This is a genomic window from Streptomyces sp. MS19, assembly GCF_047200595.1.
Classification (GTDB): domain Bacteria; phylum Actinomycetota; class Actinomycetes; order Streptomycetales; family Streptomycetaceae; genus Streptomyces.
Genome location: NZ_JBJZOH010000006.1, coordinates 166,936 through 190,953, shown reverse-complemented (window position 1 = coordinate 190,953; position 24,018 = coordinate 166,936). Strand labels below are relative to the sequence as shown.

Below are 24,018 nucleotides of genomic sequence, written 5' to 3'. Positions count from 1 at the left end.
GCCCCGTTCCCTCGTCACCGATCGGCCCTCATGGTAACGATGATCGACGGGGCGGAGTGCCGCGTCTCCCGTACCCCGGCGGGAGGCACCGGCGGGGACCGGCCACGTACCCTGTGCTGTTGTGCCGAACGACACCAGAGACACACACGCCCGTCCCCCCGCTCCGGAGCTGGGGCAGGTGCAGCGGCAGGCCGTCGGAGAGCTGCTGCGGGTCGCGCCCGTCGCCGACGACCTGGCCGTCCGCTTCGCCGAGGCCGGTTTCTCCCTCGCCCTGGTGGGGGGTTCCGTCCGGGACGCGCTACTCGGCCGGCTGGACAACGATCTGGACTTCGCGACCGACGCGCGCCCGGAGGACGTCCTCCGCATCGTGCGGCCCTGGGCGGACGCGGTCTGGGACGTCGGCATCGCCTTCGGCACGGTGGGCTGCCGCAAGAGCGCGCCGGACACCGACGGTGACGGCGGGGACCGCGGTGACGGGGTACGTGACTTCCAGCTGGAGATCACCACCTACCGGTCGGAGGCATACGACCGGACGTCGCGCAAGCCGGAGGTGGCGTACGGGGAGTCGCTGGAGGAGGACCTGCTCCGCCGTGACTTCACGGTCAACGCCATGGCGGTCGCCCTGCCACGCAAGGAGTTCGTCGATCCCTACGACGGGCTGGGTGACCTCGCGCAGCGGGTGCTGCGTACACCGGCGACCCCCGAGGAGTCGTTCTCCGACGATCCGCTGCGCATGATGCGGGCCGCCCGCTTCTCCGCCCAGCTGGACTTCGCCGTCGCCGAGCCGGTGCGGGACGCGATGCGGGCCATGGCGGACCGGATCGACATCGTGTCGGCCGAGCGGGTGCGGGACGAGCTGAACAAGCTGCTGCTGAGCGTGCACCCCCGCAAGGGGATCACCCTCCTCGTGGAGACGGGGCTCGCCGACCGCGTGCTGCCCGAGGTGCCCGCGCTCCGGCTGGAGCGGGACGAGCACCACCGGCACAAGGACGTGTACGAGCACAGCCTGACCGTGCTGGAGCAGGCCATCGCGCTGGAGGACGAGGGCCCCGATCTGGTGCTGAGGCTCGCGGCCCTGCTCCACGACATCGGGAAGCCCAGGACGCGCCGGTTCGAGTCGGACGGCCGTGTCTCGTTCCACCACCACGAGGTGGTGGGCGCCAAGATGACCAAGCAGCGGATGACGCGGCTGAAGTATCCGAACGACATGGTCAAGGACGTCTCCCGCCTGGTCGAACTCCACCTGCGGTTCCACGGCTATGGCACCGGGGAGTGGACGGACTCCGCCGTGCGCCGCTACGTGCGGGACGCCGGTCCCCTCCTCCACCGGCTGCACAAGCTGACGCGCTCGGACTGCACGACGCGCAACAAGCGGAAGGCGCAGGCGCTCTCCCAGGCGTACGACGGCCTGGAGCAGCGGATCGAGCGCTTGCAGGAACAAGAGGAACTGGAGGCCATCCGGCCGGACCTGGACGGGAACGCGATCATGACGGCCCTCGGTATCGGTCCCGGCCCCGAGGTGGGCAAGGCGTACCGCTACCTGCTGGAGCTCCGTATCGAGCAGGGGCCGCTGGGCCGGGAGGCCGCCGAGGCCGCGCTCAAGGAGTGGTGGTCTGCCCAGAAGTGACCGTTTCACGTGAAACCGTCCACCGGTGCAGCCGGTGGACGGTGAACGCGGTCAGGGCGTAGAGCACTGCGACGGTCAGCAGCAGCGCGCTGGACCGGCCGTCGCGTGGCAGTATCAGGGCCGCCAGCCCGGCGGCCGCCACGAAGGCGATGTTGAACAGCATGTCGTAGAGCGAGAAGACACGGCCGCGGAAGGCGTCGTCCACCGAGGACTGCACCACGGTGTCCGTGACGATCTTCGGTCCCTGGGTCACCAGCCCCAGCAGGAACGCGGCAAGCATCACCGGCAGGGGCCGGAAGGAAAGTCCCAGTGCGGGCACCAGGACGGCCGCCGTTCCCGCACAGGTGGCGAACCATCCGAGCCGGCCGAGCCGGGCCACGGCCCAGGGGGTCAGGAGCGCGGCGGCGAAGAAGCCCGCGCCGGAGACCCCGACCGCGACGCCGAGCAGGGCCACTCCCTCGTTTCCGCCGCTGCCGGAGTCCGACCAGGAGTAGCGCGCGAGCATCAGCACGGTGACCAGCAGGGCGCCGTAGCAGAACCGGAGTACCCCGACCCCGGCGAGAGTCCACGCGGCGAGGGGGCGTTCGCGGAGATGACGGAGCCCGGCGACCAGCCCTCGGGCGGTGTCCGCCACCGCGTCGGCCAGCCGGGGAAGCACGGGCTGCCGCTCGGGGCCCAGCAGGTCCGCGTGCATCGCGAGCGCGGACAGACCGGCCGCGACGTAGATCAGGGCGGCCAGCAACAGCGCGGCGGCATCCTCGCCGCCCTGGGATCGGGCGACGAACTGCACGGCGAAGGAGGCCCCGCCGCCCACCGTGGCCGCGAGCGTGCCGGCCGTGGGCGACAGCGAGTTGGCAACGACCAGCTGCTCCCGCTCGACGACCTGGGGGAGTCCGGCGGAGAGTCCGGCCAGGATGAAGCGGTTGACCGCCGTCACCGAGAGCGCCGAGAGATAGAAAAGCCAGTCCGCCGCCCCGGCCAGGGCCAGCGCGGCGGTGGCAAGGGCCATGAGGCTCCGCAGCAGGTTCCCGTGGAGCAGCACCTGGCGTCTGCGCCATCGATCCAGCAGGACGCCGGCGAACGGCCCGAGCAGCGAGTAGGGGAGGAGCAGCACCGCCATTGCCGCCGCGATGTCCCCCGGGCTTGTCTGCTGCTCCGGGGAGAAGACCACATAGGTGGCCAGGCCGACCTGGAAGACGCCGTCACCGAACTGGGAGAGCAGCCGGACGGTCAGCAGCCTCCGGAAGCCGGCCCGGCGCAGCAGGACCCGGAGCTGAGTGACCGTCCCGGCAGGCTGTCCCGGTCCGCTACGTTTCACGTGAAACATCCGCTGGGTCGGTCGTGTCGCCACGGGTCCCCCAATCCACATAGGCCGCGGGCTGCGCGGTGGGCACCTCGGCGCGCCGCAGCGTGAAGACGTCCGGCGCGCTGTCGAGGACACCGCCGCCCGGATCGTCGGAGCCGTCGCGCCGGATGACGTCGTACTCGGGACGGACGATGTCCCGGATCACCATGGCGCCGAACCACAGGGTTCCGCAGAGGTGCAGGAGGATGGCCCACTGGTAGCCGTCTACCGAGAGCCCGTCGTGATCCTCGGAGTTCAGATAGGCGAGATACATCCAGATGCCGAGGAAGTAGAGCACTTCACACGTCTGCCAGATGAGGAAGTCCCGCCAGCGCGGCCGGGCGAGCACCGCCAGGGGGATCAGCCACAGCACGTACTGCGGTGAGTAGACCTTGTTGGTCACGATGAACAGCGCGACCACGAGGAAGGCCAGCTGTCCCAGCCGGGGGCGGCGGGGGGCCCTGAGGGCGAGCACGCCGAGCGCCAGGCAGCCGAGGGCGACGAGCCCGGTGGCGTAGGTGTTGACCGCGCCGAGTTCCGACTCCGTGCGCTGCGCGACGATCAGCCAGAACGAGCCGAAGTCGACGGCCCGCTCCTCGCTGAACGTGTAGAACTTCGCCCACCCGTCCGGCGCGCCGATCATCACCGGCAGGTTGACCGCGAGCCAGGCGGCCACGGCGGCACCCGCCGTGGCACCGAAGGCGCGCCGGCGCCCGGCCCGTAGGCAGAGGATGAACAAGGGGCCGAGCAACAGGGCCGGATAGAGCTTGGTGGCCGTCGCCAGGCCGATGAGGAGACCGGCGGCCATCGGGCGGCTGCGGGACCACATGAGCAGGGCGGCGGCGGTGAGCGCCACGGCGAGCAGGTCCCAGTTGATCGTGGCGGTCAGGGCCAGCGCGGGCGCGAGGGCGACGAGCAGGCCGTCCCAGGGGCGGTGGGCGTGGGTCCGGCTGACGCAGAGGGCGATGATCACCGCGCAGATCATCAGCAGCGCGGAGTTCGTCATCCAGTAGAGCCGCTCGGGCTGGGCGACCGAGTCCGGCGTCACCCACGCGGTGATCTGCATGAAGAGACCGGTGAGAACCGGATATTCGAGGTACTCCATCCCGCCGGAGATCCGCTCGGGGAGGGAGTCGAAGTAGGGGGTGAGCCCCTCGGCGAACCCGCGGCCTGTGTAGAGGTGCGGGATGTCGGAGTAGCACGCGTGGGTGTACTGAGCCGTGGGGCTCTCGAACCATCCGCCGTCGTAGCAGGGGGCCTTCTGGGCCATCCCGAGCGCGAACATCCCGATCATGACCAGGGCGACGACGCGGAGGGGGTTCCGCCGGTCGGTGCCGGGCATCGCCCGGCGGCCGGCGGGGCCGCCGATCAGCTCGCTGGCTGCGGCGGCCACCTCGTCCTGGACGGTGGGCCGTACGGCCGGTCGCGGGATGGGATGCTCCATGCCCACATCCTGCCGCACGGCCCCTCCGTCACGAGGTCAGGGCACAGCTGTCAGAAGATCCCGCCGTCCCCTCCGTCATTGCCGCGATCGGCTCCCTCGGCACCACCGGGTTGCCCCTCCGTGGTCCCCCCTGGCTCGCCGGTGCCGCCGCCTTGGTCGGTTCCGCCAGGATCACCTGTCCCGCCCTGGTCGGTCCCCTCCGGGCCTCCTGAGGCGCCTCCGTCCGTACACGGATTGAAGATGCCGCAGGTCTCGGTCGGTGTGGGCGGAGGCGGTTCCTCGGTCGAGGGTTCCTCGGAGGGTTCCTCGGAGGGCTCTTCGGACGTCTCCTCCTCGGAGGGCTCCTCCGACGGCTCCTCGGTCTCGGTCTGCGTCGGGGTCGGGCTCTCGGCCTGCTCGTCCCACACGATGGTGCCCAGCTCGTCCGGCGGCTCCGGGAAGGCATGCTCGTCACCGTTGGACGCGGCGCTCATGAAGCTCATCCACGTCCCGAGGGGCAGGGAACCACCGGCGATCTTCGGGAGCCCGGCGGTGTTGTACATCGGCAGGAACTCACCGACGCCGTAGTCGTCGCCCTCGTACAGCTCTTCCTCGGAGTCGGGCGACCGCCACATGCCGATCGCCGTGGACAGCTCGCTGCTGTACCCGACGAACCAGGCGCTCTTGTTGTCGTCCGTGGTCCCGGTCTTGCCGGCGACGGGGAAGCCGATGTCCTTCGCCCGGGTTCCGCTGCCCTCCTGGATGACGCCTTCGAGCATGTCGGTGACCGTGTCCGCGACGTCCGAGGTGAAGGCCTGGGTCGGCTCGTGCTCGTGTTCCCAGACCACGTCGTCCCCGCGAAGGAGCTGGGTCAGGGAGTACGGCTCGTTCTCCTCGCCGCTGGCGGCGAAGGTGCTGTAGGCGGTCGCCATGCGGATCGGTCCAGGGGTGGAGACACCGAGCGCGAACGTCGGCACTTTCTCGCTGACGTGGCCGAGGCTGTCCTCCAGTAGGCCGGCGTCCTGAGCGGCCTGGGCGACGGTCGCCGGGCCGATGTCCATGCCCAGCTGGACGAAGGGGCTGTTGGCCGAGACGTTCGTGGCCTGGCGCAGGGTGATGTCGCCCTGGTCGCCGCCTTCGAAGTTCTCCTGTTCCCAGGGAACCTCCTCGCCGGTCTCCTCGTCATCGACCATCAGTGTCTCGCCGTTGTACTGCTGGATGACGAGATGGTTCTCGCTGCGGTAGACGCTGTCGGGCGACAGGATCGTCCGGGAGTCGCGGCCCTGGTCCGGCTGCCCGTCGGGGTCGCGGATGCCGTCCCGGAACGCCGCGGCCAGCACGAAGGGCTTGAAGGTCGAGCCGACCTGGACGTTGGGGCTGTCCGCGTTGTTCATGAAGTGCTCTTCGTAGCCCGGACCGCCGTAGATGGCACGGATCGCCCCGTCACCCGGCACCACGGCCGCGCCGCCGAACTGCACGTACCGGTCCTCCGGCCGCTCGTCCGGATCGAGCTCCTCCATGCTCTCGTTCACCGCGGCTTCCATCTGATCCATCATCGTCTTGTCGAACGTGGTGTGGATCGCGTAGCCGCCCTCGTCGAGCTGGCCCTCCTCAAGGCCGGTGTTGGCGTAGATGTAGTTGTCCACCAGGTCGAGGAGATAGCCGATCTGCCCGGCCCTGATCACCGCCGGGGTCGGCGCCGCGACCTCGGGGAAGCCCTCCGCGATGATCTCGTCCCGCTGCGCGGTGGTCAGCTGCCCGACGTCGACGCGCCGCTGGAGGACGGTGGCCCACCGCTCCTCGGCCCGCTGCTGACGTTCTTCGGTGAGCTCGCCTGTCTCCGGGTCGTACGGGTCGTAGAGGCTCGGGCCCTTGAGCTGGCCCGCGAGGAAGGCGATCTCGCTCGTCGTCAGATCGTCGGGGTTCTTCTTGAAGAAGGTCTCCGAGGCCGCCTGGATGCCGCAGGCGTTCCGTCCGAAACAGGAGGTGTTGAGATACCCCTGGAGGATCTCCTCCTTCGACTGAACCGTTCCCACCTTCACCGACAGCATGAGCTCCCTGAACTTGCGGGAGAGCGTCTGGTCGGAGCTGAGATACATGTTCTTGACGTACTGCTGGGTGATGGTGGAGCCCGACTGGACGTCGCCGCCGCGCGCCATGTTCAGCATGGCCCGGCCGATACCCACCGGATCGATACCGGCGTCGTCCCAGAAGGAGGCGTTCTCCACCGCGATGACGGTGTCCTGCACCTCCTGCGGGATGTCCTCCAGCTGGAGGATGCGGCGGTTGACATCGCCCGTGGAGGTCATACGGGAGCCGTCGGCCCAGTAGTACGTGTTGCTCTGCGCGTTGGCGACGGCGTTCTCGCTGGGGATGTCGGTCATCGCGAACGCGATGCCGACGAGCCCCACCAGCATGAGGAAGAAGGCCATCGCAGAACCGAGGACCTGGCGCCAGGACGGCATCCAGCGGCGGAGCCCCGTGTGCCCCGACCTCGGGTAGTCGATGAAGCGCTTCCGCCGCGCCTCCGGCCGCCCGCCGCGCCGCCTGCTGGTGCCGCCGCGCTGTGCCGCGCGGCGCGCCTCCGCCCGGCTTCCGTAGGGTCGTTCGCTCGTCGCGCCGGAGAGGGTGTCACCCACCCCCACGTCGTCCGCCGGTGGCGGTGGCGGCGGGCCGGCCCGGCGGCCGGACGGCGCCGCGGCGCGGCGGCCGCGCCCTGGCGGCTGTTTGCGACGGTGCTCGCTCATGGACAGCTACTCCTCGGACAGACGCCATCGCCTCGTGACGGCAGGTACTACTGGTTGGTTCCACTCCCCCGAAGTGCGGTCCGAGCCTGTGTTCGGACGCACGGCACCACGGATCAGGACGCCCGTGGGAGCCCTGGAGTTCCTCGCCGCGGTGGTCTGCACGGGCCAAGACTACGCAGCACCGGCGCCGGAGTTTCCAGCGCCGAGGAGCAATTGGTGCGAAACGCGCGGCGCGACGTGAAGATGTGACCCCGTTCACCGGCGTCCGGCTTGCCGAGTCTTCCAGCCCGTTCTATCGTCAGGATGTATCGCGCCGATACATCGGTGCGAGACAGCGCACGACGGCGCCCCACGGCGCACGTCGGCGCGGGCACCAGAGCACAGCACACACGGACGGGCAAGGCACACGCATGAGGACGGAGGTGGTCTCCCCGGTGAGCCGGCGATCAGGGATTCTCGAGTTCGCCGTCCTCGGCCTCCTGCGTGAATCCCCGATGCATGGATACGAGCTGCGGAAGCGGCTCAACACCTCGCTCGGTGTCTTCCGCGCCTTCAGCTACGGCTCCCTCTACCCGTGCCTCAAGACGCTCGTGCAGCAGGGCTGGCTGACGGAGGAGCCGGGACACCACCCGGCCGACCCCCGGACCGCCGCCCCCCTGACGAACCGGCGGGCCAAGATCGTCTACCGGCTCACCGCCGAGGGCAAGGAACGCTTCGAGGAGCTGCTCGACCAGACCGGCCCCGACGCGTGGGAGGACGAGCACTTCGGCGTCCGCTTCGCGTTCTTCGGCCAGACGTCCCGCGACGTGCGGATGCGCGTCCTCGAAGGCCGTCGCAGCCGGCTGGAGGAGCGCCTCGCGAAGATGCGGGCCTCCATGGCGCGCACCCGCGAGAAGCTCGACGCGTACACCCTCGAACTACAGCGACACGGCATGGAGTCCGTGGAGCGTGAAGTCCGCTGGCTCAACGAGCTCATCGAGAGCGAGCGGGAAGGACGCGATCAGCGCGAGCGACGCGACGATCGGGGCAGTGCGCGCGAGCGCGAGTGGCCACCGTCCGACGACACCACCACATAACGCCCCGCGACGTAGCGGGGCAGGTCAAGCACACACACAGGGAGCAAACCGGTATGGGTTCGGTTCGCGTAGCCATCGCCGGCGTGGGTAACTGCGCCGCCTCGCTGGTACAGGGCGTCGAGTACTACAAGGACGCCGCCCCGGACAGCCGGGTTCCGGGTCTGATGCACGTCCAGTTCGGGGACTACCACGTCTCGGACATCGAGTTCGTGGCCGCCTTCGACGTCGACGCCAAGAAGGTCGGCATCGACCTCGCCGACGCCATCGGCGCCAGCGAGAACAACACCATCAAGATCTGCGACGTGCCGCCGAGCGGCGTCACCGTGCAGCGCGGCGAGACCCACGACGGTCTCGGCAAGTACTACCGCGAGACCATCGTCGAGTCCGACGAGGCCCCCGTCGATGTCGTCCAGGTCCTGAAGGACACGCGCGCCGACGTCCTCGTGTGCTACATGCCGGTCGGCTCCGAGAGCGCCGCGAAGTTCTACGCGCAGGCCGCCATCGACGCCAAGGTCGCGTTCGTCAACGCCCTCCCGGTCTTCATCGCCGGCACCAAGGAGTGGGCGGACAAGTTCACCGAGGCGGGCGTGCCGATCGTCGGCGACGACATCAAGTCGCAGGTCGGCGCCACCATCACCCACCGCGTGATGGCGAAGCTGTTCGAGGACCGCGGTGTCGTGCTCGACCGCACGATGCAGCTGAACGTCGGCGGCAACATGGACTTCAAGAACATGCTGGAGCGCGACCGGCTGGAGTCCAAGAAGATCTCCAAGACCCAGGCCGTCACCTCCCAGATCCCCGACCGGGACCTCGGCGAGAAGAACGTGCACATCGGCCCGTCCGACTACGTCGCCTGGCTCGACGACCGCAAGTGGGCGTACGTCCGCCTGGAAGGCCGCGCCTTCGGTGACGTCCCGCTGAACCTTGAGTACAAGCTTGAGGTGTGGGACTCCCCCAACTCGGCCGGTGTCATCATCGACGCCCTGCGCGCCGCGAAGATCGCCAAGGACCGCGGCATCGGCGGCCCGATCCTCTCGGCCTCCTCGTACTTCATGAAGTCCCCGCCGGTGCAGTACTTCGACGACGCCGCCCGTGAGGCCGTCGAGAAGTTCATCCGCGGCGAAGTCGAGAGCTGAGCCTCGCGCGAGCGGAACCGCGACACGCGGAAACGGCGGCAGCCCCGGTCGGGAAGACCGGGGCTGCCGCCGTTCTCCGTGCTGCGCGGCCGTCAGCGGTTCACGACCCGGTCGACCTGGGTCGTGGTGTGCCGCAGGATGGCCTTCAGCTCGTCGCCCACCTTGGGCCCCTGCGCCTCCGCCGGGACGAAGAGGATCGACACCTGCATGTGCGGCGGCTCGGCGAACCAGCGCTGCTTCCCGTCCCACACGAACGGCGACAGGTTGCGGTTCACCGTGGCGAGGCCCGCGCGGGCCATGCCTTTCGCGCGCGAGGACATCGATTGCAGCGCCTTGGGCGCCTCAAGCCCGACCCCGTGCGACGTGCCCCCCGCGACGACGGCGAGCCAGCCGTCCGCCGGGGCCTTCTGCTGCCGGTAGCCGAAGCGGTCGCCCTTGGCCACCGGCGTCACGTCCAGCACCGCGCCGCGGTACTCCGTGGCGCCGTGGTCGCCCAGCCACAGCCGCGTACCGATCCGCGCCCGGAAGCGCGTCTGCGGGAACTGCTGCCGCAGCCGCGCCAGCTCGGGGGAGGTCAGGTGGCTCACGAACATCGTGTCGAGCGGCAGCCGCGCCGCCCGGAGCTGGTCCATCCAGCCGATGACCTCCTCCACCGCGTCGGAGCCGTCCGTGCGGTCGAGCGGCAGGTGGATGGCGAACCCTTCGAGGCGTACGTCGTCCAGCGCCGCGTGCAGCTTGCCGAGGTCGCGCGGCGTGACGCCGTGCCGCTTCATCGAACTCATGACCTCGACCACGACACGCGAGCCGACCAGCCCGTACACGCCGTCCACGGACGACGCGGAACGGATCACCCGGTCGGGCAGCGGCACCGGCTCCTCGCTGCGCCGGTAGGGCGTCAGCACGAGGATGTCGCCGCTGAAGCGGTCCTTCATGGCCGCGGCCTCGTAGGTCGTGCCGACCGCGATGATGCCGGTGCCGAGGAGGTCCACCTCCTCGGCCAGCCGGTCATGGCCGAAGCCGTAGCCGTTGCCCTTGCACACCGGGATCAGGTCGGGGAAGTCCGCCAGCACCGACCGCTGGTGCGCCCGCCAGCGGTCGGTGTCGACGTAGAGGGTGAGCGCCATGGCCGATGAGACCTCTTCTCTGTTCTCGTCAAGTTCTCTGTGGCTCGGTGTCCGCGGCCGGGTCCCGGTGCGAGGCGGGGCGCCTCAGCGGCGGGACATGTACATGTCGAACGCCTTGTGGAGCAGTTTGTTGAGCGGGAAGTCCCACTCACCGAGGTACTCGGCCGCCTCGCCGCCCGTCCCCACCTTGAACTGGATCAGGCCGAAAAGGTGGTCGGTGTCCTCCAGCGAGTCACCGATCCCGCGCAGGTCGTACACATCCGCCCGCATCTCGTAGGCGTCCTGGAGCATGCGCCACTGCATGGCGTTGGACGGCCGCACCTCGCGTTTGTGGTTGGCGGAGGCTCCGTACGAATACCACACATGGCCGCCCACGATCAGCATGGTCGCGGCGGCCACCGGCTCACCCTCGTGCTGCGCGATGTAGAGGCGCATGCGGTCGGGGTCCTCGGTGTTGAGCGCCCGCCACATCAGCTGGAAATACGACAGCGGCCGCGGCCGGAAATGATCGCGCTCGGCGGTGATCTCGTACAGGTGCTGCCAGACCGGCAGCTGGTCGTAGCCGCCGCGCACGACCTCGACGCCCGCCTTCTCGGCCTTCTTGATGTTCCGGCGCCACAGCTGGTTGAAGCCCTTGTGGACCTCTTCCAGGGAACGGTCGCGCAGCGGGATCTGGAAGACGTACCGCGGCTGCACGTCGCCGAACCCGGCGCCCCCGTCCTCGCCCTGCTGCCAGCCCATGCGGCGCAGCCGGTCGGAGACCTCGAAGGCGCGCGGCTCGATGTGCGTCGCCTGGACGTCACGCAGCCGCTTCATGTCGGGGTTCTGGATGCCCGCCTTGATCGCCGCGGCGTCCCAGCGCCTGATCACGACCGGCGGGCCCATCTTCACCGAGAACGCGCCCTGCTGCTTCAGGTGCGCGAGCATCGGCTTGAGCCACTCCTCAAGGTTCGGCGCGTACCAGTCGATGACCGGCCCCTCGGGCAGGTACGCCAGGTAGCGCTTCACACGCGGCACCTGGCGGTAGAGCACCAGGCCGGCGCCGACCAGCCGCCCCACCCGGTCGAACCAGCCCAGCGACTCCGAGCGCCAGGCGGACTTCACATCGCCCCAGGCCGGCACCTGCATGTGACTGGCCGACGGCAGTGAGTTGATGTACGCCAGATGCTCCTCGCGGCTGATGGTCCTCAGGGTCAGGCTCATACGGGCGCTCCTCCGGTCGCCGGCTGCGTCAATCGCAGGGTCTGGCCGGAAGCCTAACGGCGCACACGCCGTACGGCCGCCCGTAGGGCCCGTTATCCGGGGGAGTCCGGGGGCGGGCCCGGCCCGTCAGTCGAGCCAGCCGTTCCAGAAGCCGCCGTTCGCGAGGCCGAGGTAGAGGCCCACACCGGCCGCTCCGAGACCGATCACCGTGACGAAGCGCTGGCCGGTCGTGGCGGAGTTCAGCTGGCTCCAGCCGCCCGCCAGCAGGCCGGCGAGGCCGGCCCAGGCGCTGACGATGTGCAGGCCGGAGAAGATGGCGGTGACGGCGGCGACCGCCCCGACCACGAGGACGACGACGGCCAGTCCGTTCTCCTTGGGGTGCGGTCGGCCATCGGTGTTCATGAGGGAACCGGCGCGGGCCAGCGGCCCGTGCTGTGCGGCCTGAGCCATGCGGGACACCTCCAACGGGTGGGGGACGTTCGTTACGACACCTGTGTCCGTTCATGTCCGCTCTCTCCAGGGTGCTCCTCGCTCCGCCCCGATTTCAACCGGAAGGGCAACGCCAGGTACGGTGTACTGTCCGCTCCTCCGTCGCCGGAGGCGGCGGACACGCATCACGACCCTCCTGCCACGGAACGACCGTGGCCGCCTGAGTCCGAAGGAGGTGGGTTTTCGCATGCGTCACTACGAGCTGATGGTGATCCTCGACCCGGATCTTGAGGAGCGCGCCGTCGCCCCCCTGATCGACAGCTTCATGACCGTCGTCCGCGACGGCAACGGCAAGGTCGAGAAGGTGGACACCTGGGGCCGTCGCAGGCTCGCCTACGAGATCAACAAGAAGCCCGAGGGCATCTACTCCGTCATCGACCTCCAGGCCGAGCCGGCCGTCGTGAAGGAGCTGGACCGCCAGCTGAACCTGAACGAGTCGGTCATGCGGACGAAGGTCCTCCGTCCCGCCACCCACTGAACGGCCGCTGAGTCCCTGACCAGCGCTGATCGCTCAGCGGGCGACAGGACGGCCGGGAATGTCCGGCATATCGAGTAGCACTGTCAGTGCCATAGGCCATCATCGCAGCAACAGCAGTTAATCCCCGCCGAGAGGTTCCCCCAATGGCAGGCGAGACCGTCATCACGGTTGTCGGCAACCTGGTCGACGACCCCGAGCTGCGCTTCACCCCGTCCGGGGCGGCGGTCGCGAAGTTCCGCGTCGCGTCCACCCCGCGGATGTTCGACCGGCAGACCAGCGAGTGGAAGGACGGCGAGAGCCTCTTCCTCACCTGCTCGGTCTGGCGCCAGGCGGCGGAGAACGTCGCCGAGTCCCTCACCAAGGGGACGCGCGTCATCGTGCAGGGCCGCCTCAAGCAGCGCTCGTACGAGGACCGGGACGGTGTCAAGCGCACGGTCTACGAGCTGGAGGTCGACGAGGTCGGCGCCAGCCTGCGCAGTGCCACGGCCAAGGTCACCCGCGCCACCGGGCGCGGCGGCCAGGGCGGTGGCGGCGGCTGGGGCGGCCCTGAGGGCGGCGGCCAGGGCGGCCGTGGCGGCCAGGGAGCGCCCGCGGGCGACCCCTGGGCGACCAGCGCGCCGTCCGGCGGCCAGCAGGGCGGCGGCGGTGGTGGCGGCTGGGGCGGCGGCTCCGGCGGTGGCTACTCGGACGAGCCGCCGTTCTGACGGCTCTCCTCCACACTTCTGTTTGAACTCACCGGAGAAACACCATGGCGAAGCCGCCTGCGCGCAAGCCCAAGAAGAAGGTCTGCGTGTTCTGCAAGGAGAAGATCTCCTACGTCGACTACAAGGACACGAACCTGCTGCGGAAGTTCATCTCCGACCGCGGCAAGATCCGTGCCCGCCGGGTCACCGGCAACTGCACCCAGCACCAGCGTGACGTCGCGACGGCCGTGAAGAACAGCCGCGAGATGGCGCTGCTGCCCTACACCTCGACCGCGCGATAAGGAAGGGTGTTCACGCATCATGAAGATCATCCTGACTCACGAGGTCTCCGGCCTCGGCGCGCCCGGCGACGTCGTCGAGGTGAAGGACGGGTACGCCCGTAACTACCTGCTCCCCCGTGGTGTGGCGATCCGCTGGACCAGGGGCGGCGAGAAGGACGTCGAGCAGATCCGCCGCGGTCGCAAGATCCGCGAGATCGCCTCGATCGAGCAGGCCAACGACATCAAGGGCCAGCTTGAGGGCGTCACCGTCCGGCTGAAGGTCCGTGCCGGTGCCGGTGGCCGCCTGTTCGGTTCCGTCACGCCCGCGGACATCGCGTCCGCGGTGAAGAGCGCCGGTGGCCCCGATGTGGACAAGCGCCGCATCGAGCTGGGCACCCCGATCAAGAGCCTCGGCACGCACCGGATCTCCGTCCGGCTGCACTCCGAGGTCGTCGCGAACGTCGGCTTGCAGGTGGACGCCGCGAAGTGACCCGTACGACGGCCGCGCCCCGCTGATCCGGCGGGGCGCGGCCGTCGGCGTTCCTCCATACGTCAGGCCCGCGCCGCCCCGGTGACGACCCAGCGTCCGGTCCGCGTACGCACGGTGAGCGTGATCATCCTGATCGCCATCATCAGGCCGCCGAAGACCCACCACAGTGCGGTGACGCCGCCGCCGAGCGGGCGGACGAGCAGCACGGCGGGGGTGAACAGCGCGAGGGTCAGCAGCATGGCGCCCGCCAGGTAGGGCCCGTCGCCCGCTCCCATCAGCACGCCGTCCAGGACGAACACGATGCCCGCGACCGGCTGGCAGACGGCGACCACGAGCAGGACGGGCAGCAGGTGGTCGCGTACCTCCGCGTCCCCGGTGAAGACGTGCAGCAGCACGGGGCTCGCGGCGGCGGTCAGCAGGCCGAGCGCGAGGCCCGAGACGATGCCCCACCGCACCATGCGGGCGCAGGCGGAGCGCGCGCCCGCGGCGTGGCCCGCGCCGAGGTGGCGCCCGATGATGGCCTGGCCCGCGATGGCTATGGCGTCCAGGGCGAAGGCGAGGAGCGTCCAGATGGTCAGGGCGATCTGGTGGGCGGCGATGTCGGCGTCGCCGAGCCGCGCGGCCACCGCGGTGGTGAGCAGCAGGACGGCGCGGAGGGAGAGCGTACGGACGAGCAGGGGGACGCCGGCCCTGGCGTTGCCGAGGATGCCCGCCCGGCTGGGGCGCAGGTCGGCGCCGTGCGTGCGGGCGCCTCTGACCACGACGCGGAGGTACGCGGCGGCCATGCCGAACTGGGCGAGGACGGTCCCCCAGGCCGAGCCGGCGACGCCGAGGTCGAGCCCGTAGAGGAAGAGGGCGTTCAGCGCGATGTTTCCCGTGAAACCGGCGAGGGCGACGTAGAGGGGCGTGCGGGTGTCCTGGAGGCCGCGCAGGACGCCGGTGGCGGCGAGGACCATCAGCATGGGGGGAATGCCGAGTGCGCTGACGCGGAGGTACGTCGTCGCGTGGGGTGCGGCGGTCGGGGAGGCGCCGAAGAGGTCGACGAGGGCCGGTGCCGCCGGGACGGCGACGGCGACCAGGACCGCGCCGAGGAGCAGGGCGAGCCAGATGCCGTCCATGCCGCGGCGGATGGCGGTGGCGGGGTCTCCGGCGCCGATGCTGCGGGAGACCGCGGCGGTCGTGGCGTAGGCGAGGAACACGAAGACGTTGACGACCGTGCCGAGGAGGGCCGCGGCGACGCCGAGACCGGCGAGCTGGGGCGTGCCGAGGTGGCCGACCATGGCGCTGTCGGCCATCAGGAAGAGGGGCTCGGCGACCAGGGCCCCGAACGCGGGGAGGGCGAGCGCGAGGATCTCCCGGTCCTGGCGGCGCCGGGCGGGGACGGAGACGGGCATGCACTGATCCAAACATCCACAGGTAATGGATGCAATGGTCTTCTGTCCCTTACGAAGGGTGTGCTCTGACATGTCCGCGCGCAGCGGTCGGCGCGTGTCCCGCTCTCTTGCCGAAGTTTTTTCCACCCACCGGAGGTTGCCGGGGAAACCGCAGGTCAGATGGCTTTTTAGATGATCTTGGTCAGGTTCTCCACAGGCTTGTCCCCCGTTGTCCCCCGCTTCGTCCACAGGAATCGGGCCGTCATCCACAGGGTCTGATCTGAAATCCACATAGCCTGTGGATAACTTGGTTGGTCCTCCCCCCGGGGGCCCGTAGCGTAGGTCCCCGCGCCGGACGCTGGATGTCAGAGCTGTGCCGTATCAAGGAACAACAGCGCGGCGGATTTCCGGGCGGGAGGAGGCGGGGTCGGTGACGGATCTCGAACACACGGGACCCTCGTGGGACGACATCGGTGCCGAGGAGCACGGCGGTGTCTCCCGCCCGCGGCAGAGCGCCGAGGACGGTATGGACGAGCGCTCCGCGTTCGAACGGCTGCCGCCCCAGGACCTCGCCGCCGAGCAGTCCGTCCTCGGCGGCATGCTGCTCTCGAAGGACGCGATCGCCGAGGTCGTGGAGGTCCTGCGCGGCCAGGACTTCTACAAGCCGGCGCACGAGATGGTCTACAGCGCGATCCTCGACCTGTACGCGAAGGGTGAGCCCGCCGACCCGATCACCATCTCGGCCGAGCTGACCAAACGCGGTGAGCTGGCCAAGGTGGGCGGCGCCGGGTACGTGCACTCGCTCGTCCACATGGTCCCCACGGCGGCGAACGCCGAGTACTACGCCGAGATCGTCCACGACCGCGCCGTCCTGCGCCGCCTCGTGCAGGCGGGCACCCGCATCACGCAGATGGGGTACGCGGCCGACGGCGACGTCGACGACATCGTCAACTCGGCCCAGGCCGAGGTCTACGCCGTGACGGAGCAGCGCACGGCCGAGGACTACCTGCCGCTCGGCGACATCATGGAGGGCGCGCTCGACGAGATCGAGGCGATCAGCAACCGCAGCGGTGAGATGACCGGCGTCCCCACCGGCTTCACCGACCTCGACTCGCTGACCAACGGTCTGCACCCCGGGCAGATGATCGTCATCGCCGCCCGCCCGGCGATGGGCAAGTCCACCCTGGCCCTCGACTTCGCCCGCGCCTGCTCGATCAAGCACAAACTGCCCAGCGTCATCTTCTCCCTGGAGATGGGGCGCAACGAGATCGCCATGCGCCTGCTCTCGGCCGAGGCGCGCGTGGCGCTCCACCACATGCGGTCCGGCAGCATGACCGACGAGGACTGGAACCGGCTCGCCCGCCAGATGGCCGAGGTCAACGAGGCGCCGCTGTACATCGACGACTCCCCGAACCTGTCGATGATGGAGATCCGGGCCAAGTGCCGCCGCCTGAAGCAGCGCAACGACCTCCAGCTCGTCGTCATCGACTACCTCCAGCTGATGCAGAGCGGCGGCAGCAGACGGCCGGAGAGCCGCCAGCAGGAGGTCTCCGAGATGTCCAGGAACCTGAAGCTGCTGGCGAAGGAGCTGGAGGTCCCGGTGGTGGCGCTCTCCCAGCTGAACCGCGGGCCCGAGCAGCGGACCGACAAGAAGCCGATGGTGTCCGATCTGCGCGAGTCGGGCTCCATCGAGCAGGACGCGGACATGGTGATCCTGCTGCACCGCGAAGACGCGTACGAGAAGGAGTCGCCGCGCGCGGGCGAGGCGGACCTGATCGTGGCCAAGCACCGCAACGGCCCGACGGCCACCATCACGGTCGCCTTCCAGGGCCACTACTCGCGCTTCGTGAACATGGAAGGCGGCTTCTGAGCCGGTACGGGACGTGATCAGGGCGGGGAGGCCGCGCCGGTCCAGCGGTGGTAGGCGGCCATGTCGACGTTGCCGCCGCAGACGACGGTGGCGACGTGCCGGCCGGCGAAGCGGTCGCGGTTCTCGATGAGCGCCGCGATGCCGAGCGCGGCCGACGGCTCGACGACCAAGCCGGCGTGGTCGAGCAGCAGCCGCATCCCGGCGATGATCGACGCCTCCTGCACCAGGACGGCGTCGTCGGCGACCAGGAGGAGGTCGGCCAGCACGGCGGGGAGGGGACGGCGGCCGGCGACGCCGTCGGCGATGGTGTCGGTCGCGTCGGTGGTGACGACGCGCCGTCCGTGCCACGAGCGTGTCATCGCCGGTGCGCCCTGCGGCTGGACGCAGATCACCTCGGTCGCGGGTGCCAGCTCCTTGATCACGTGCCCCACGCCGGTGGCCAGCGCGCCGCCGCCGAGCGCGATCAGGACGGCGTCGAACGAGGTCGTGGTGTCCACCAGTTCCAGGCCGATGGTCGCCGCGCCCTCGCAGGTCTCGATGTCCAGGCTGTCCTCGACCAGCCGGATGCCGTCGTGCCGTGCGATGGCCGCCGCCCGCTCCCGCGCCATCTCGTGATCGCCGTCCACCAGCTCCAGCCTGGCGCCCAGCGCGCGGATGGCGTCGAGCTTGGCCCGGGTCGCGAAGCGGGATGCCACGACCGTGATGTCGAGACCGCGGCCGCGACCGGACCAGGCGAGGGCCTGGCCGAGGTTGCCCGCGCTCGCGCACACCGCGGCTCGCGAGTCCTCGTCGGCCAGCAGGGTCGTGACCACCTCGGTGCCGCGGGCCTTGAAGCTGCGGACCGGGTTCGCCGTTTCCAGCTTGATGCTCACCGCGCAGCCGAGTGCGGGCTCCAGCGCCTCACAGCGGTACAGCGGGGTGTCGAGGAAGACCGGGTCGATGACCTGGCGGGCCGCCCGTATGCGGGCGGTGTCGAGACGGGTCTGCTGCACGACACGGGACCGTAGCGCCGCCGGTGCTGCCGCGACAAACAACTTCCGTCATTCGCCGGGCGGTTGCGGGCGGAAGAGGCGCCAGAAGGCGAGGGCCGTTTCCGGGGGCGGGGCGGGGGTGGTGTCGGTGATCCAGGTGGCGATCACGCCCGTCAGGGCGCCGGCCAGGTAGGCGGCGTGGGTGTCCACCGGTACGTCGTCGTAGCCGGGTGGGCGGCGGCCCTGGCGGAACGAGGCGCCGAGTTCGGCGGTCAGGCGTTCCCGCAGGCGTGCCGAGAACAGCGCGCTTCCGTGGGCGCCCAGCATCCGCCGGTAGAGGGACGCGTGGTCGGCGACGTGCTGGAACAGCTCGGCCAGGGGAGGCGGTGCTTCGTCGCGAGGCGCGTCGAGCGGGCACAGCGCCGCCGCGCGGGCCACGTGTGCCACCGCGTCGTCCATGGCGTCGGTCACCAGGGCGTCGATGTCGGGGAAGTGCTGGTAGACGGTCGCCCTGTTGACCCCGGCGTGCCTGGCGACCTCGGACATCGTGATCGCGGCGGGGTCCTTGTCCGCGGCGAGTTCGAGGATCGCCGTCCGGAGCCTGGCCCGGCTGCGCCGGGCGCGCGGATCGTCGGGGTTCATGCCGCCCAGCCTAGCCGACACATGTCGGTTTACTGATCGACAACTGTTGGTTAGTGTGACCGGCATGCGTATCGAGATCTGGGCGGACGTGGTCTGCCCGTGGGCGTACATCGGCAAGCGGCGGCTGGAGCAGGCGCTCGCCGACAGGGAGTTGCCGGGCACCGGGGCCGAGGTCGTCTGGCGGCCTTTCCGGATCGATCCGACGGCGCCTGACCGGGCGACTCCCCTCCAGGACGCGTGGCGCGACCCGATGGTGAACGCCGCGCTGCGGCGCTGCGCGCCGGACCTGTCCCCGGCCGGGAACCGCGTGCGCGTCTCCCGGATCGCGGCGGAGGGGGGGCTCGGTCCGCCGTGGGGAGCGGCTTGGCGGGCCACCAGCCACGACGCCCACCGCCTCCTCCACCTCGCCCGGGAGCGCGGGGGCGCCGCGGTCCAGGGCGAGGTGGCCGAGCGGGTGATGCGGGCGCACTTCGTCGACGGCGCGGACATCAGCGACCGGCGGTGCCTCGGTGATATCGCCGCGCGTGCCGGTTTCCCGGAGGGCGCCGCGCTGCTGGACGACGGCGCGGGCGACCGCGAGGTGCGGGAACTCCTCCTCGTCGGCGCGGCGAGGGGCATCGTCACGTCGCCGACGATCGTGGTCGGGGACCGTGCCCTCGCGGGTGCGCAGCCGCCCGGCGTGATCGCCGATTTCCTCGCCGCCGGTGACGGCGGGCGTGTCGTGCCGGAGGAGGTCCGCCGGCTGCGCTGGGCCGAGTCCCTGCTGGACCGCAACGACCCGCTTGGCGCCCTGACCCTGCTGGAGCCGCTGCTCGGCACGTACGCGGACGACCTGAACGTCCGGCGGGCCGCGGCACGCGGTTACTTCCACTCCGCCCAGCTGACCCGGGCGAGGGACGTGCTGGAAGGGGTGGTCGGCGACGCGCCCGACGACTCGTACGCGCGGTTGATGCTCGGCCGCACCCTGCGGCGCATGGGCGAGGAGGACCTGGCGGCCCCGCATCTGAAGATGGCCGCCGCCATGACGCCCGGCTTCGCCTGACCGGCGCGCCGGGCGCGCACGGGCCGTGGGTCAGCCGGGACCGGAGTCCTCGCCGCGGGCGACGGCCCGCAGGCTCGCGTACGCGGTGGCGAGGGCGTCGGGGGACCAGCCCGCGTTGAGCCCGCTCGGGTTCGGCAGCACCCAGACGCCCGCTCCGGCGACGCGTTCGTGGATCTGCTCGGCTTCTCCATGGGGGCGCCGGTTGCCGCGGTCGTCGCGGCGCTGCGGCCCGAGCAGGTGCGGCGGCTGGTCCTGGTGTCGGGCTGGGCGCACACCGACGGGGATGAATACCTTCGGAACCCGTTCACGCTCTGGCTGCGACTGGGATCGCTGGACGCGGACGCGTTCGGGCGGAGCGTGACCATGACCGGCTTCAGCCGGGACTTCCTGAACACCATCGGGCGGGACCAGATCGAGCAGTTGATCCCCGACATGCCCCCGACTCCCGGGACTCTGCGGCATGTCGAGCTGGACACCCGCGTCGACATCCGGGAGCTGCTCCCCGTATCTCCGCCACCACTGTGGTCGTCGGCGCGCGGCAGGACACCACCGTGCCGGTCGCCCACAGCAAGGCGCTGCACGCCGCCATTGCCTCAAGCGACTACGCCGAACTCGATGCCGGGCATGTCGTCTTCTTCGAGCAGCCGGACGCCGTCCTCGGCATCGTCAGCGGGTTCCTCGACGCCGGGTGAGGTCGGTCAGGTGGGGCGAGCGTGGTGTTTCACGTGAAACACCACGCTCGGGGCAAGCCGGTCAACGTGTGGTGTGCGCTCCACCGTTCACGTGCAGCGTCTGGCCGGTGAGGTGCCGCGCGCCCGGTGAGGCGAGGAAGTAGGCGGTCTCCGCGATGTCCGCCGGGACGCCGGCCCGCTTGTTGTGTGTCTCCTCGACCAGCGCCGCACGGCGGTCATCGCTCAGCGCGCCGCCGAAGAACCCGGTCTCGTCGATGAACCCGGCCGAGATCACATTGCTGGTCACTCCGCGCGGCGCCAGCTGGGCGGACAGGAACGCGCCCCACGCGGCGAGCGCGGCCTTGGCGGCGCCGTACGAACCGCCGCGGCGCTCGGCGCCGATGGAGCCGATGCTGATGACGGCGCTCCCCTCGGTCAGCTTGTCCTGGAGGGCCGTGGTGGTGAGGACGGCACTCAGCAGATTCAGCTCCAGGTCCGCCCGCCACCGCGCCGCCTGGCCCGCCAGGGGCGAGAGCCCGTCGGTCGGCGGGTCGGCGAGGCCCCCGGCGGCGTTGACCAGCACATCGAGGCTGTCGAACCGCGCGGCGAGCGCGGCGATCTGCTCGGGATCGGTCCCGTCGCAGACGATGCCGCGCACGCCGAGCTCCCGCGCCGCGGCCTCGACCGTTCCGGAACGGCGGCCCGTGAGGGTGACATCCGCGGCGTCGGCGGCGAAGCGCGCGGCGGTCGCGCGGCCGATTCCGCTGGTCCCGCCGGTGATGAGGACAGTACGGGGCATCCTGTTCTCCCTGCTAACGTTTAGGCCTAAAGGAGATCCTAGGACACGAGGAGACGGCGCCGTGGACGAGCTGCGGGTCCCCTACCCCGCGACCGAGATCGCCGCCGCCTGGCAGCGCGAGCGGCCCGGGACGCCGACCGGGTCGATCGAGATCGTCACGCCGATCCTGTGGCTCGCGAAGCTGTTCGCCCACGACAGGACCCGGGTCCTGCGCGAGGCCGGCATCGACGCCGCGACCCTCGACCTGCTCTCGGTCCTGCGGCGCTCCGGCGCCCCCTACGTGCTGACCACGCGCGAGATCGCGCGGCGGACGCTCGTCACGGCCGGTGCCGTCTCCCAGCGCGTGGCCCGCGCCGAACGGGAGGGGCTGGTGACCCGCGCGCCCGGCGCGGAGGGGAACCGTTCGGTCGACGTCTCCCTGACGCGCGCGGGGCACGAGCTGATCGAACGCTCGGTGGACGCGGTGCTCGGCCGCGAGACGGACCTCATCGCCTCGCTGTCCGCGCCGGAGCGGGAGGCGCTGGCCGCGCTGCTCGACCGGCTCTTCACCGATGTACGGCGCAGGACCGATGTACGGCGCAGGACCGACGCCGACGCCGGATGAGCCGGGCGCGGCGTCACAGCACGTCGGCCAGCTCCTGCAACAGCCGGAGCTTCGACCGGGCGCCGACCAGCGACTTCACCGGCTCACCGCCCTTGAAGAGCATCAGGGTGGGCATCGACAGCACGCCGTAGCGGGCCGTCGTGACCGGGTGGTGGTCCACGTCCAGGCTGACGATCTTCAGCTCGCCCGCCTTCTCCGCCGCGATCTGGGCGAGCACGGGGGCGATCATCCGGCACGGGGGGCACCAGTCGGCGGTGAACTTCACCAGGACCGGCAGCTCGGCGGCGAGCACCTCGGCGGCGAATGTCGCGTCGGTCACCTCACGGACGGGGGATGCGGTCTGCTGCATGGCTCGGGCTCCTGTCGGTCGGTCGGAGGGGGGACCAGCTCGCAGCGCGGCTCCGGCGCCGCGCTCGCCGAGGCGAGCAGCAGCCGCTCGCGGACGGTCTCGCGCACCGCGTTCAGCTCGGCGATGCAGGCGTCCAGTTCCGCGAGCTTGCTCCGGTAGACGTCGAGGGAGGCCGGGCAGGTGTCGCCCGTCGGGTGCCCGGCGCGCAGGCACTCCACGAACGGCCGCGTCTCCTCCAGCCCGAAGCCGAACGCCTGTAGCGCGTGGATCTGCCGGAGCATCCGCAGGTCGTCCTCACCGTAGGTGCGGTAGCCGTGGGCGTCGCGCCGTGCGGTGAGCAGGCCGCGGGACTCGTAGTACCGCAGCGCGCGCGGGGTGGTCCCGGCGCGGGCCGCCAGTTCGCCGATACGCATGCGGGGCCCCTTCGGTCGAGGTGGTCGGACACGACGCTAGACGTTGACGTCGGCGTCAACGCCAGTCCCCCGTTCTGCGCTTCCCTGCCGGTCCGTGGGTGTTCACCGAGAGGAGTGGGTCGTGGCGAAAATGAACGGCGTATAGTAAATGTGCGGCGTTCCGTCGGGGGGCGGCGCGGAAAGGACGACGGACCATGAGCAGAACCGTGCTGTTCGACGAGCTGGGTGGCCCCGAGGTGCTCCGCCTCGCCGAGCTGCCCCCCGTGGAACCGGGCCCCGGCGAGGCCCGCGTACGGGTCCAGGCCATCGGCCTCAACCGCAGCGAGGCCCTCTTCCGGTCAGGCGGCTACTGGTACGACGCCACCCTGCCCGCCTCCCGCATCGGCGGCGAGGCGTCCGGCCTGGTCGAGGCGGTCGGCCCCGGCGTGACGGAGGTGGCGCCGGGCGACGCGGTGAGCGTGCTGGTCATCGACACGACGATGTCGAGCCGGGGCGTGTACGCCGAGACGGTGACCGTGCCCGTCGCCTCGCTGCTCCGGCGCCCGGACGACGTGGACCCCGTCACCGGCGCAGCGGTGTGGATCTCGTACCTGACGGCGTACGGCGCGCTGGTCGAGGCCGCCGCGGTCAGGCCGGGCGACACGGTGGTCGTCACGGCCGCGTCGAGCGCGGCGGGGCTCGCCATGCTCCAGACGGCGCGGCACCTGGGCGCCGTGCCGATCGCCGTCACGCGGGAGCCGGACGCCAAGGGCGCGCGGCTGCGTGAGGCGGGCGCGGCGCGCGTGCTGGCGGCGGGCGACGGGCTGGTGGAGCGGATACACGAGGTGACGGGCGGGCGCGGCGCGGACGCCGTCCTCGACTCGGTCGGCGGTCCCGGCCTGACCGAACTGGCTTTGGCCGTCGCGCGCGGCGGCATCCTCGTCGTCTACGGCTGGCTCGACCCGCGGCCCATGCCGATGCCGCGGAACTGGCCGCTGCGGATCAGCGGGTACGCCGTCCACCTGGTCGTCGAGGACCCCGATGCGCTGCGGCGCGGCCAGGCGTTCGTGCTCGCGGGCCTGCGGTCCGGAGGGCTCGCGCCGGTCGTGGACCGCACGTTCACGCTGGACGACATCGCCGAGGCGCACCGCCACCTGGAGGGCAACGGGCAGGTCGGCAAGGTCGTCGTGACGGTCCCCTGAG

25 protein-coding genes are annotated in these 24,018 nt (G+C 70.8%); 12 read left to right on the top strand and 13 right to left on the bottom strand.

Going from position 1 to position 24,018, the window contains the following annotated elements; translation table 11 throughout:
- Window positions 1-121 precede the first annotated feature (121 nt).
- Window positions 122-1,627 carry a CCA tRNA nucleotidyltransferase gene (locus ACL02R_RS09185; protein WP_412796374.1) on the top strand — a complete coding sequence of 502 codons (1,506 nt, stop codon included), beginning with the start codon at window positions 122-124 and terminating at the stop codon, window positions 1,625-1,627.
- On the opposite strand, the gene ACL02R_RS09180 is transcribed toward ACL02R_RS09185, so the two are convergent.
- Genes ACL02R_RS09180 through ACL02R_RS09170 form a run of 3 tightly spaced genes read right to left on the bottom strand, consistent with a single transcriptional unit; the run spans window position 1,599 to window position 7,142 of the window.
- Entirely contained in the window at window positions 1,599-2,945 is a 1,347-nt protein-coding gene (locus tag ACL02R_RS09180; protein WP_412796373.1) for an MFS transporter, read from the bottom strand. The genes ACL02R_RS09185 and ACL02R_RS09180 overlap by 29 nt on opposite strands.
- On the bottom strand, window positions 2,935-4,416 hold the full coding sequence (locus ACL02R_RS09175) for a glycosyltransferase family 87 protein (protein ID WP_412796372.1): 1,482 nt from the start codon (window positions 4,414-4,416) through the stop codon (window positions 2,935-2,937). Before ACL02R_RS09175 ends, ACL02R_RS09180 begins: the two co-directional genes overlap by 11 nt.
- Window positions 4,417-4,466: 50 nt before the next feature.
- Window positions 4,467-7,142 (bottom strand): transglycosylase domain-containing protein, encoded by a 2,676-nt coding sequence (locus ACL02R_RS09170; RefSeq protein ID WP_412796371.1) that lies wholly within the window; start codon window positions 7,140-7,142, stop codon window positions 4,467-4,469.
- Window positions 7,143-7,576: 434 nt separating this feature from the next.
- Between ACL02R_RS09170 and ACL02R_RS09165 the strand changes: the two genes are divergently transcribed.
- Window positions 7,577-8,218 (top strand): PadR family transcriptional regulator, encoded by a 642-nt coding sequence (locus ACL02R_RS09165; RefSeq protein ID WP_362956569.1) that lies wholly within the window; start codon window positions 7,577-7,579, stop codon window positions 8,216-8,218.
- 53 nt (window positions 8,219-8,271) lie between these two features.
- A complete protein-coding gene (locus ACL02R_RS09160) occupies window positions 8,272-9,354 on the top strand; it encodes an inositol-3-phosphate synthase (protein ID WP_412796370.1) in 1,083 nt (360 codons plus the stop codon).
- A gap of 92 nt (window positions 9,355-9,446) precedes the next feature.
- On the opposite strand, the gene ACL02R_RS09155 is transcribed toward ACL02R_RS09160, so the two are convergent.
- The 3 genes from ACL02R_RS09155 to ACL02R_RS09145 form a co-directional block, all read right to left on the bottom strand.
- Window positions 9,447-10,478 carry an alanine racemase gene (locus tag ACL02R_RS09155; RefSeq protein ID WP_412796369.1) on the bottom strand — a complete coding sequence of 344 codons (1,032 nt, stop codon included), beginning with the start codon at window positions 10,476-10,478 and terminating at the stop codon, window positions 9,447-9,449.
- Window positions 10,479-10,562: 84 nt separating this feature from the next.
- Window positions 10,563-11,681 (bottom strand): lipid II:glycine glycyltransferase FemX, encoded by a 1,119-nt coding sequence (locus ACL02R_RS09150; RefSeq protein ID WP_412796368.1) that lies wholly within the window; start codon window positions 11,679-11,681, stop codon window positions 10,563-10,565.
- A gap of 126 nt (window positions 11,682-11,807) precedes the next feature.
- Window positions 11,808-12,131 carry a hypothetical protein gene (locus ACL02R_RS09145; RefSeq protein ID WP_412796367.1) on the bottom strand — a complete coding sequence of 108 codons (324 nt, stop codon included), beginning with the start codon at window positions 12,129-12,131 and terminating at the stop codon, window positions 11,808-11,810.
- Between the two features lie 226 nt (window positions 12,132-12,357).
- Between ACL02R_RS09145 and rpsF the strand changes: the two genes are divergently transcribed.
- The 4 genes from rpsF (at window position 12,358) to rplI (ending at window position 14,102) form a co-directional block, all read left to right on the top strand.
- Entirely contained in the window at window positions 12,358-12,648 is a 291-nt protein-coding gene (gene rpsF, locus ACL02R_RS09140) for a 30S ribosomal protein S6 (RefSeq protein WP_362956583.1), read from the top strand.
- A 143-nt stretch (window positions 12,649-12,791) separates the two neighbouring features.
- Entirely contained in the window at window positions 12,792-13,352 is a 561-nt protein-coding gene (locus ACL02R_RS09135) for a single-stranded DNA-binding protein (protein WP_412796366.1), read from the top strand.
- A 44-nt stretch (window positions 13,353-13,396) separates the two neighbouring features.
- A complete protein-coding gene (gene rpsR, locus ACL02R_RS09130; RefSeq protein WP_003978893.1) occupies window positions 13,397-13,633 on the top strand; it encodes a 30S ribosomal protein S18 in 237 nt (78 codons plus the stop codon).
- Window positions 13,634-13,652: 19 nt separating this feature from the next.
- On the top strand, window positions 13,653-14,102 hold the full coding sequence (gene rplI / locus ACL02R_RS09125; protein ID WP_412796365.1) for a 50S ribosomal protein L9: 450 nt from the start codon (window positions 13,653-13,655) through the stop codon (window positions 14,100-14,102).
- A 62-nt stretch (window positions 14,103-14,164) separates the two neighbouring features.
- Here rplI and ACL02R_RS09120 read toward each other — a convergent pair whose 3' ends face one another.
- Window positions 14,165-15,496, bottom strand: coding sequence for an MATE family efflux transporter (locus ACL02R_RS09120; RefSeq protein WP_412796364.1), 1,332 nt, complete (start codon window positions 15,494-15,496; stop codon window positions 14,165-14,167).
- A gap of 409 nt (window positions 15,497-15,905) precedes the next feature.
- Here ACL02R_RS09120 and dnaB point away from each other — a divergent pair, with 409 nt between their 5' ends.
- A complete protein-coding gene (gene dnaB / locus ACL02R_RS09115; RefSeq protein WP_412796363.1) occupies window positions 15,906-17,345 on the top strand; it encodes a replicative DNA helicase in 1,440 nt (479 codons plus the stop codon).
- Between the two features lie 17 nt (window positions 17,346-17,362).
- Here dnaB and ACL02R_RS09110 read toward each other — a convergent pair whose 3' ends face one another.
- On the bottom strand, window positions 17,363-18,337 hold the full coding sequence (locus ACL02R_RS09110; protein ID WP_412796362.1) for a threonine/serine dehydratase: 975 nt from the start codon (window positions 18,335-18,337) through the stop codon (window positions 17,363-17,365).
- A 48-nt stretch (window positions 18,338-18,385) separates the two neighbouring features.
- Window positions 18,386-18,958: a TetR/AcrR family transcriptional regulator gene (locus tag ACL02R_RS09105; protein WP_412796361.1), complete on the bottom strand. Its 573-nt coding sequence runs from the start codon at window positions 18,956-18,958 to the stop codon at window positions 18,386-18,388.
- Window positions 18,959-19,022: 64 nt separating this feature from the next.
- Between ACL02R_RS09105 and ACL02R_RS09100 the strand changes: the two genes are divergently transcribed.
- Window positions 19,023-20,000, top strand: coding sequence for a DsbA family protein (locus ACL02R_RS09100; protein WP_412796360.1), 978 nt, complete (start codon window positions 19,023-19,025; stop codon window positions 19,998-20,000).
- A 30-nt stretch (window positions 20,001-20,030) separates the two neighbouring features.
- Here the strand turns inward: ACL02R_RS09100 and ACL02R_RS09095 are convergent, their stop codons facing one another.
- Window positions 20,031-20,273 (bottom strand): hypothetical protein, encoded by a 243-nt coding sequence (locus tag ACL02R_RS09095; RefSeq protein WP_412796427.1) that lies wholly within the window; start codon window positions 20,271-20,273, stop codon window positions 20,031-20,033.
- On the opposite strand from ACL02R_RS09095, the gene ACL02R_RS09090 reads away from it, so the two are divergent.
- The gene (locus ACL02R_RS09090) at window positions 20,190-20,729 is read left to right on the top strand and encodes a hypothetical protein (protein ID WP_412796419.1); all 540 of its coding nucleotides are present in this window, start codon (window positions 20,190-20,192) and stop codon (window positions 20,727-20,729) included. The genes ACL02R_RS09095 and ACL02R_RS09090 overlap by 84 nt on opposite strands.
- Before the next feature lie 24 nt (window positions 20,730-20,753).
- On the opposite strand, the gene ACL02R_RS09085 is transcribed toward ACL02R_RS09090, so the two are convergent.
- The gene (locus ACL02R_RS09085) at window positions 20,754-21,470 is read right to left on the bottom strand and encodes an SDR family NAD(P)-dependent oxidoreductase (RefSeq protein ID WP_412796359.1); all 717 of its coding nucleotides are present in this window, start codon (window positions 21,468-21,470) and stop codon (window positions 20,754-20,756) included.
- Window positions 21,471-21,531: 61 nt separating this feature from the next.
- Between ACL02R_RS09085 and ACL02R_RS09080 the strand changes: the two genes are divergently transcribed.
- On the top strand, window positions 21,532-22,074 hold the full coding sequence (locus ACL02R_RS09080; RefSeq protein WP_412796358.1) for a MarR family winged helix-turn-helix transcriptional regulator: 543 nt from the start codon (window positions 21,532-21,534) through the stop codon (window positions 22,072-22,074).
- 13 nt (window positions 22,075-22,087) lie between these two features.
- Here ACL02R_RS09080 and trxA read toward each other — a convergent pair whose 3' ends face one another.
- Both trxA and ACL02R_RS09070 read right to left on the bottom strand, forming a co-directional pair.
- Window positions 22,088-22,423, bottom strand: a complete 336-nt coding sequence (gene trxA, locus ACL02R_RS09075) for a thioredoxin (RefSeq protein ID WP_412796357.1) — start codon at window positions 22,421-22,423, stop codon at window positions 22,088-22,090.
- Window positions 22,390-22,836, bottom strand: coding sequence for a MerR family transcriptional regulator (locus ACL02R_RS09070; protein ID WP_412796356.1), 447 nt, complete (start codon window positions 22,834-22,836; stop codon window positions 22,390-22,392). Before ACL02R_RS09070 ends, trxA begins: the two co-directional genes overlap by 34 nt.
- Before the next feature lie 194 nt (window positions 22,837-23,030).
- On the opposite strand from ACL02R_RS09070, the gene ACL02R_RS09065 reads away from it, so the two are divergent.
- Window positions 23,031-24,017: a zinc-dependent alcohol dehydrogenase family protein gene (locus ACL02R_RS09065; RefSeq protein WP_412796355.1), complete on the top strand. Its 987-nt coding sequence runs from the start codon at window positions 23,031-23,033 to the stop codon at window positions 24,015-24,017.
- The last annotated feature ends 1 nt before the right edge of the window (window position 24,018 follow it).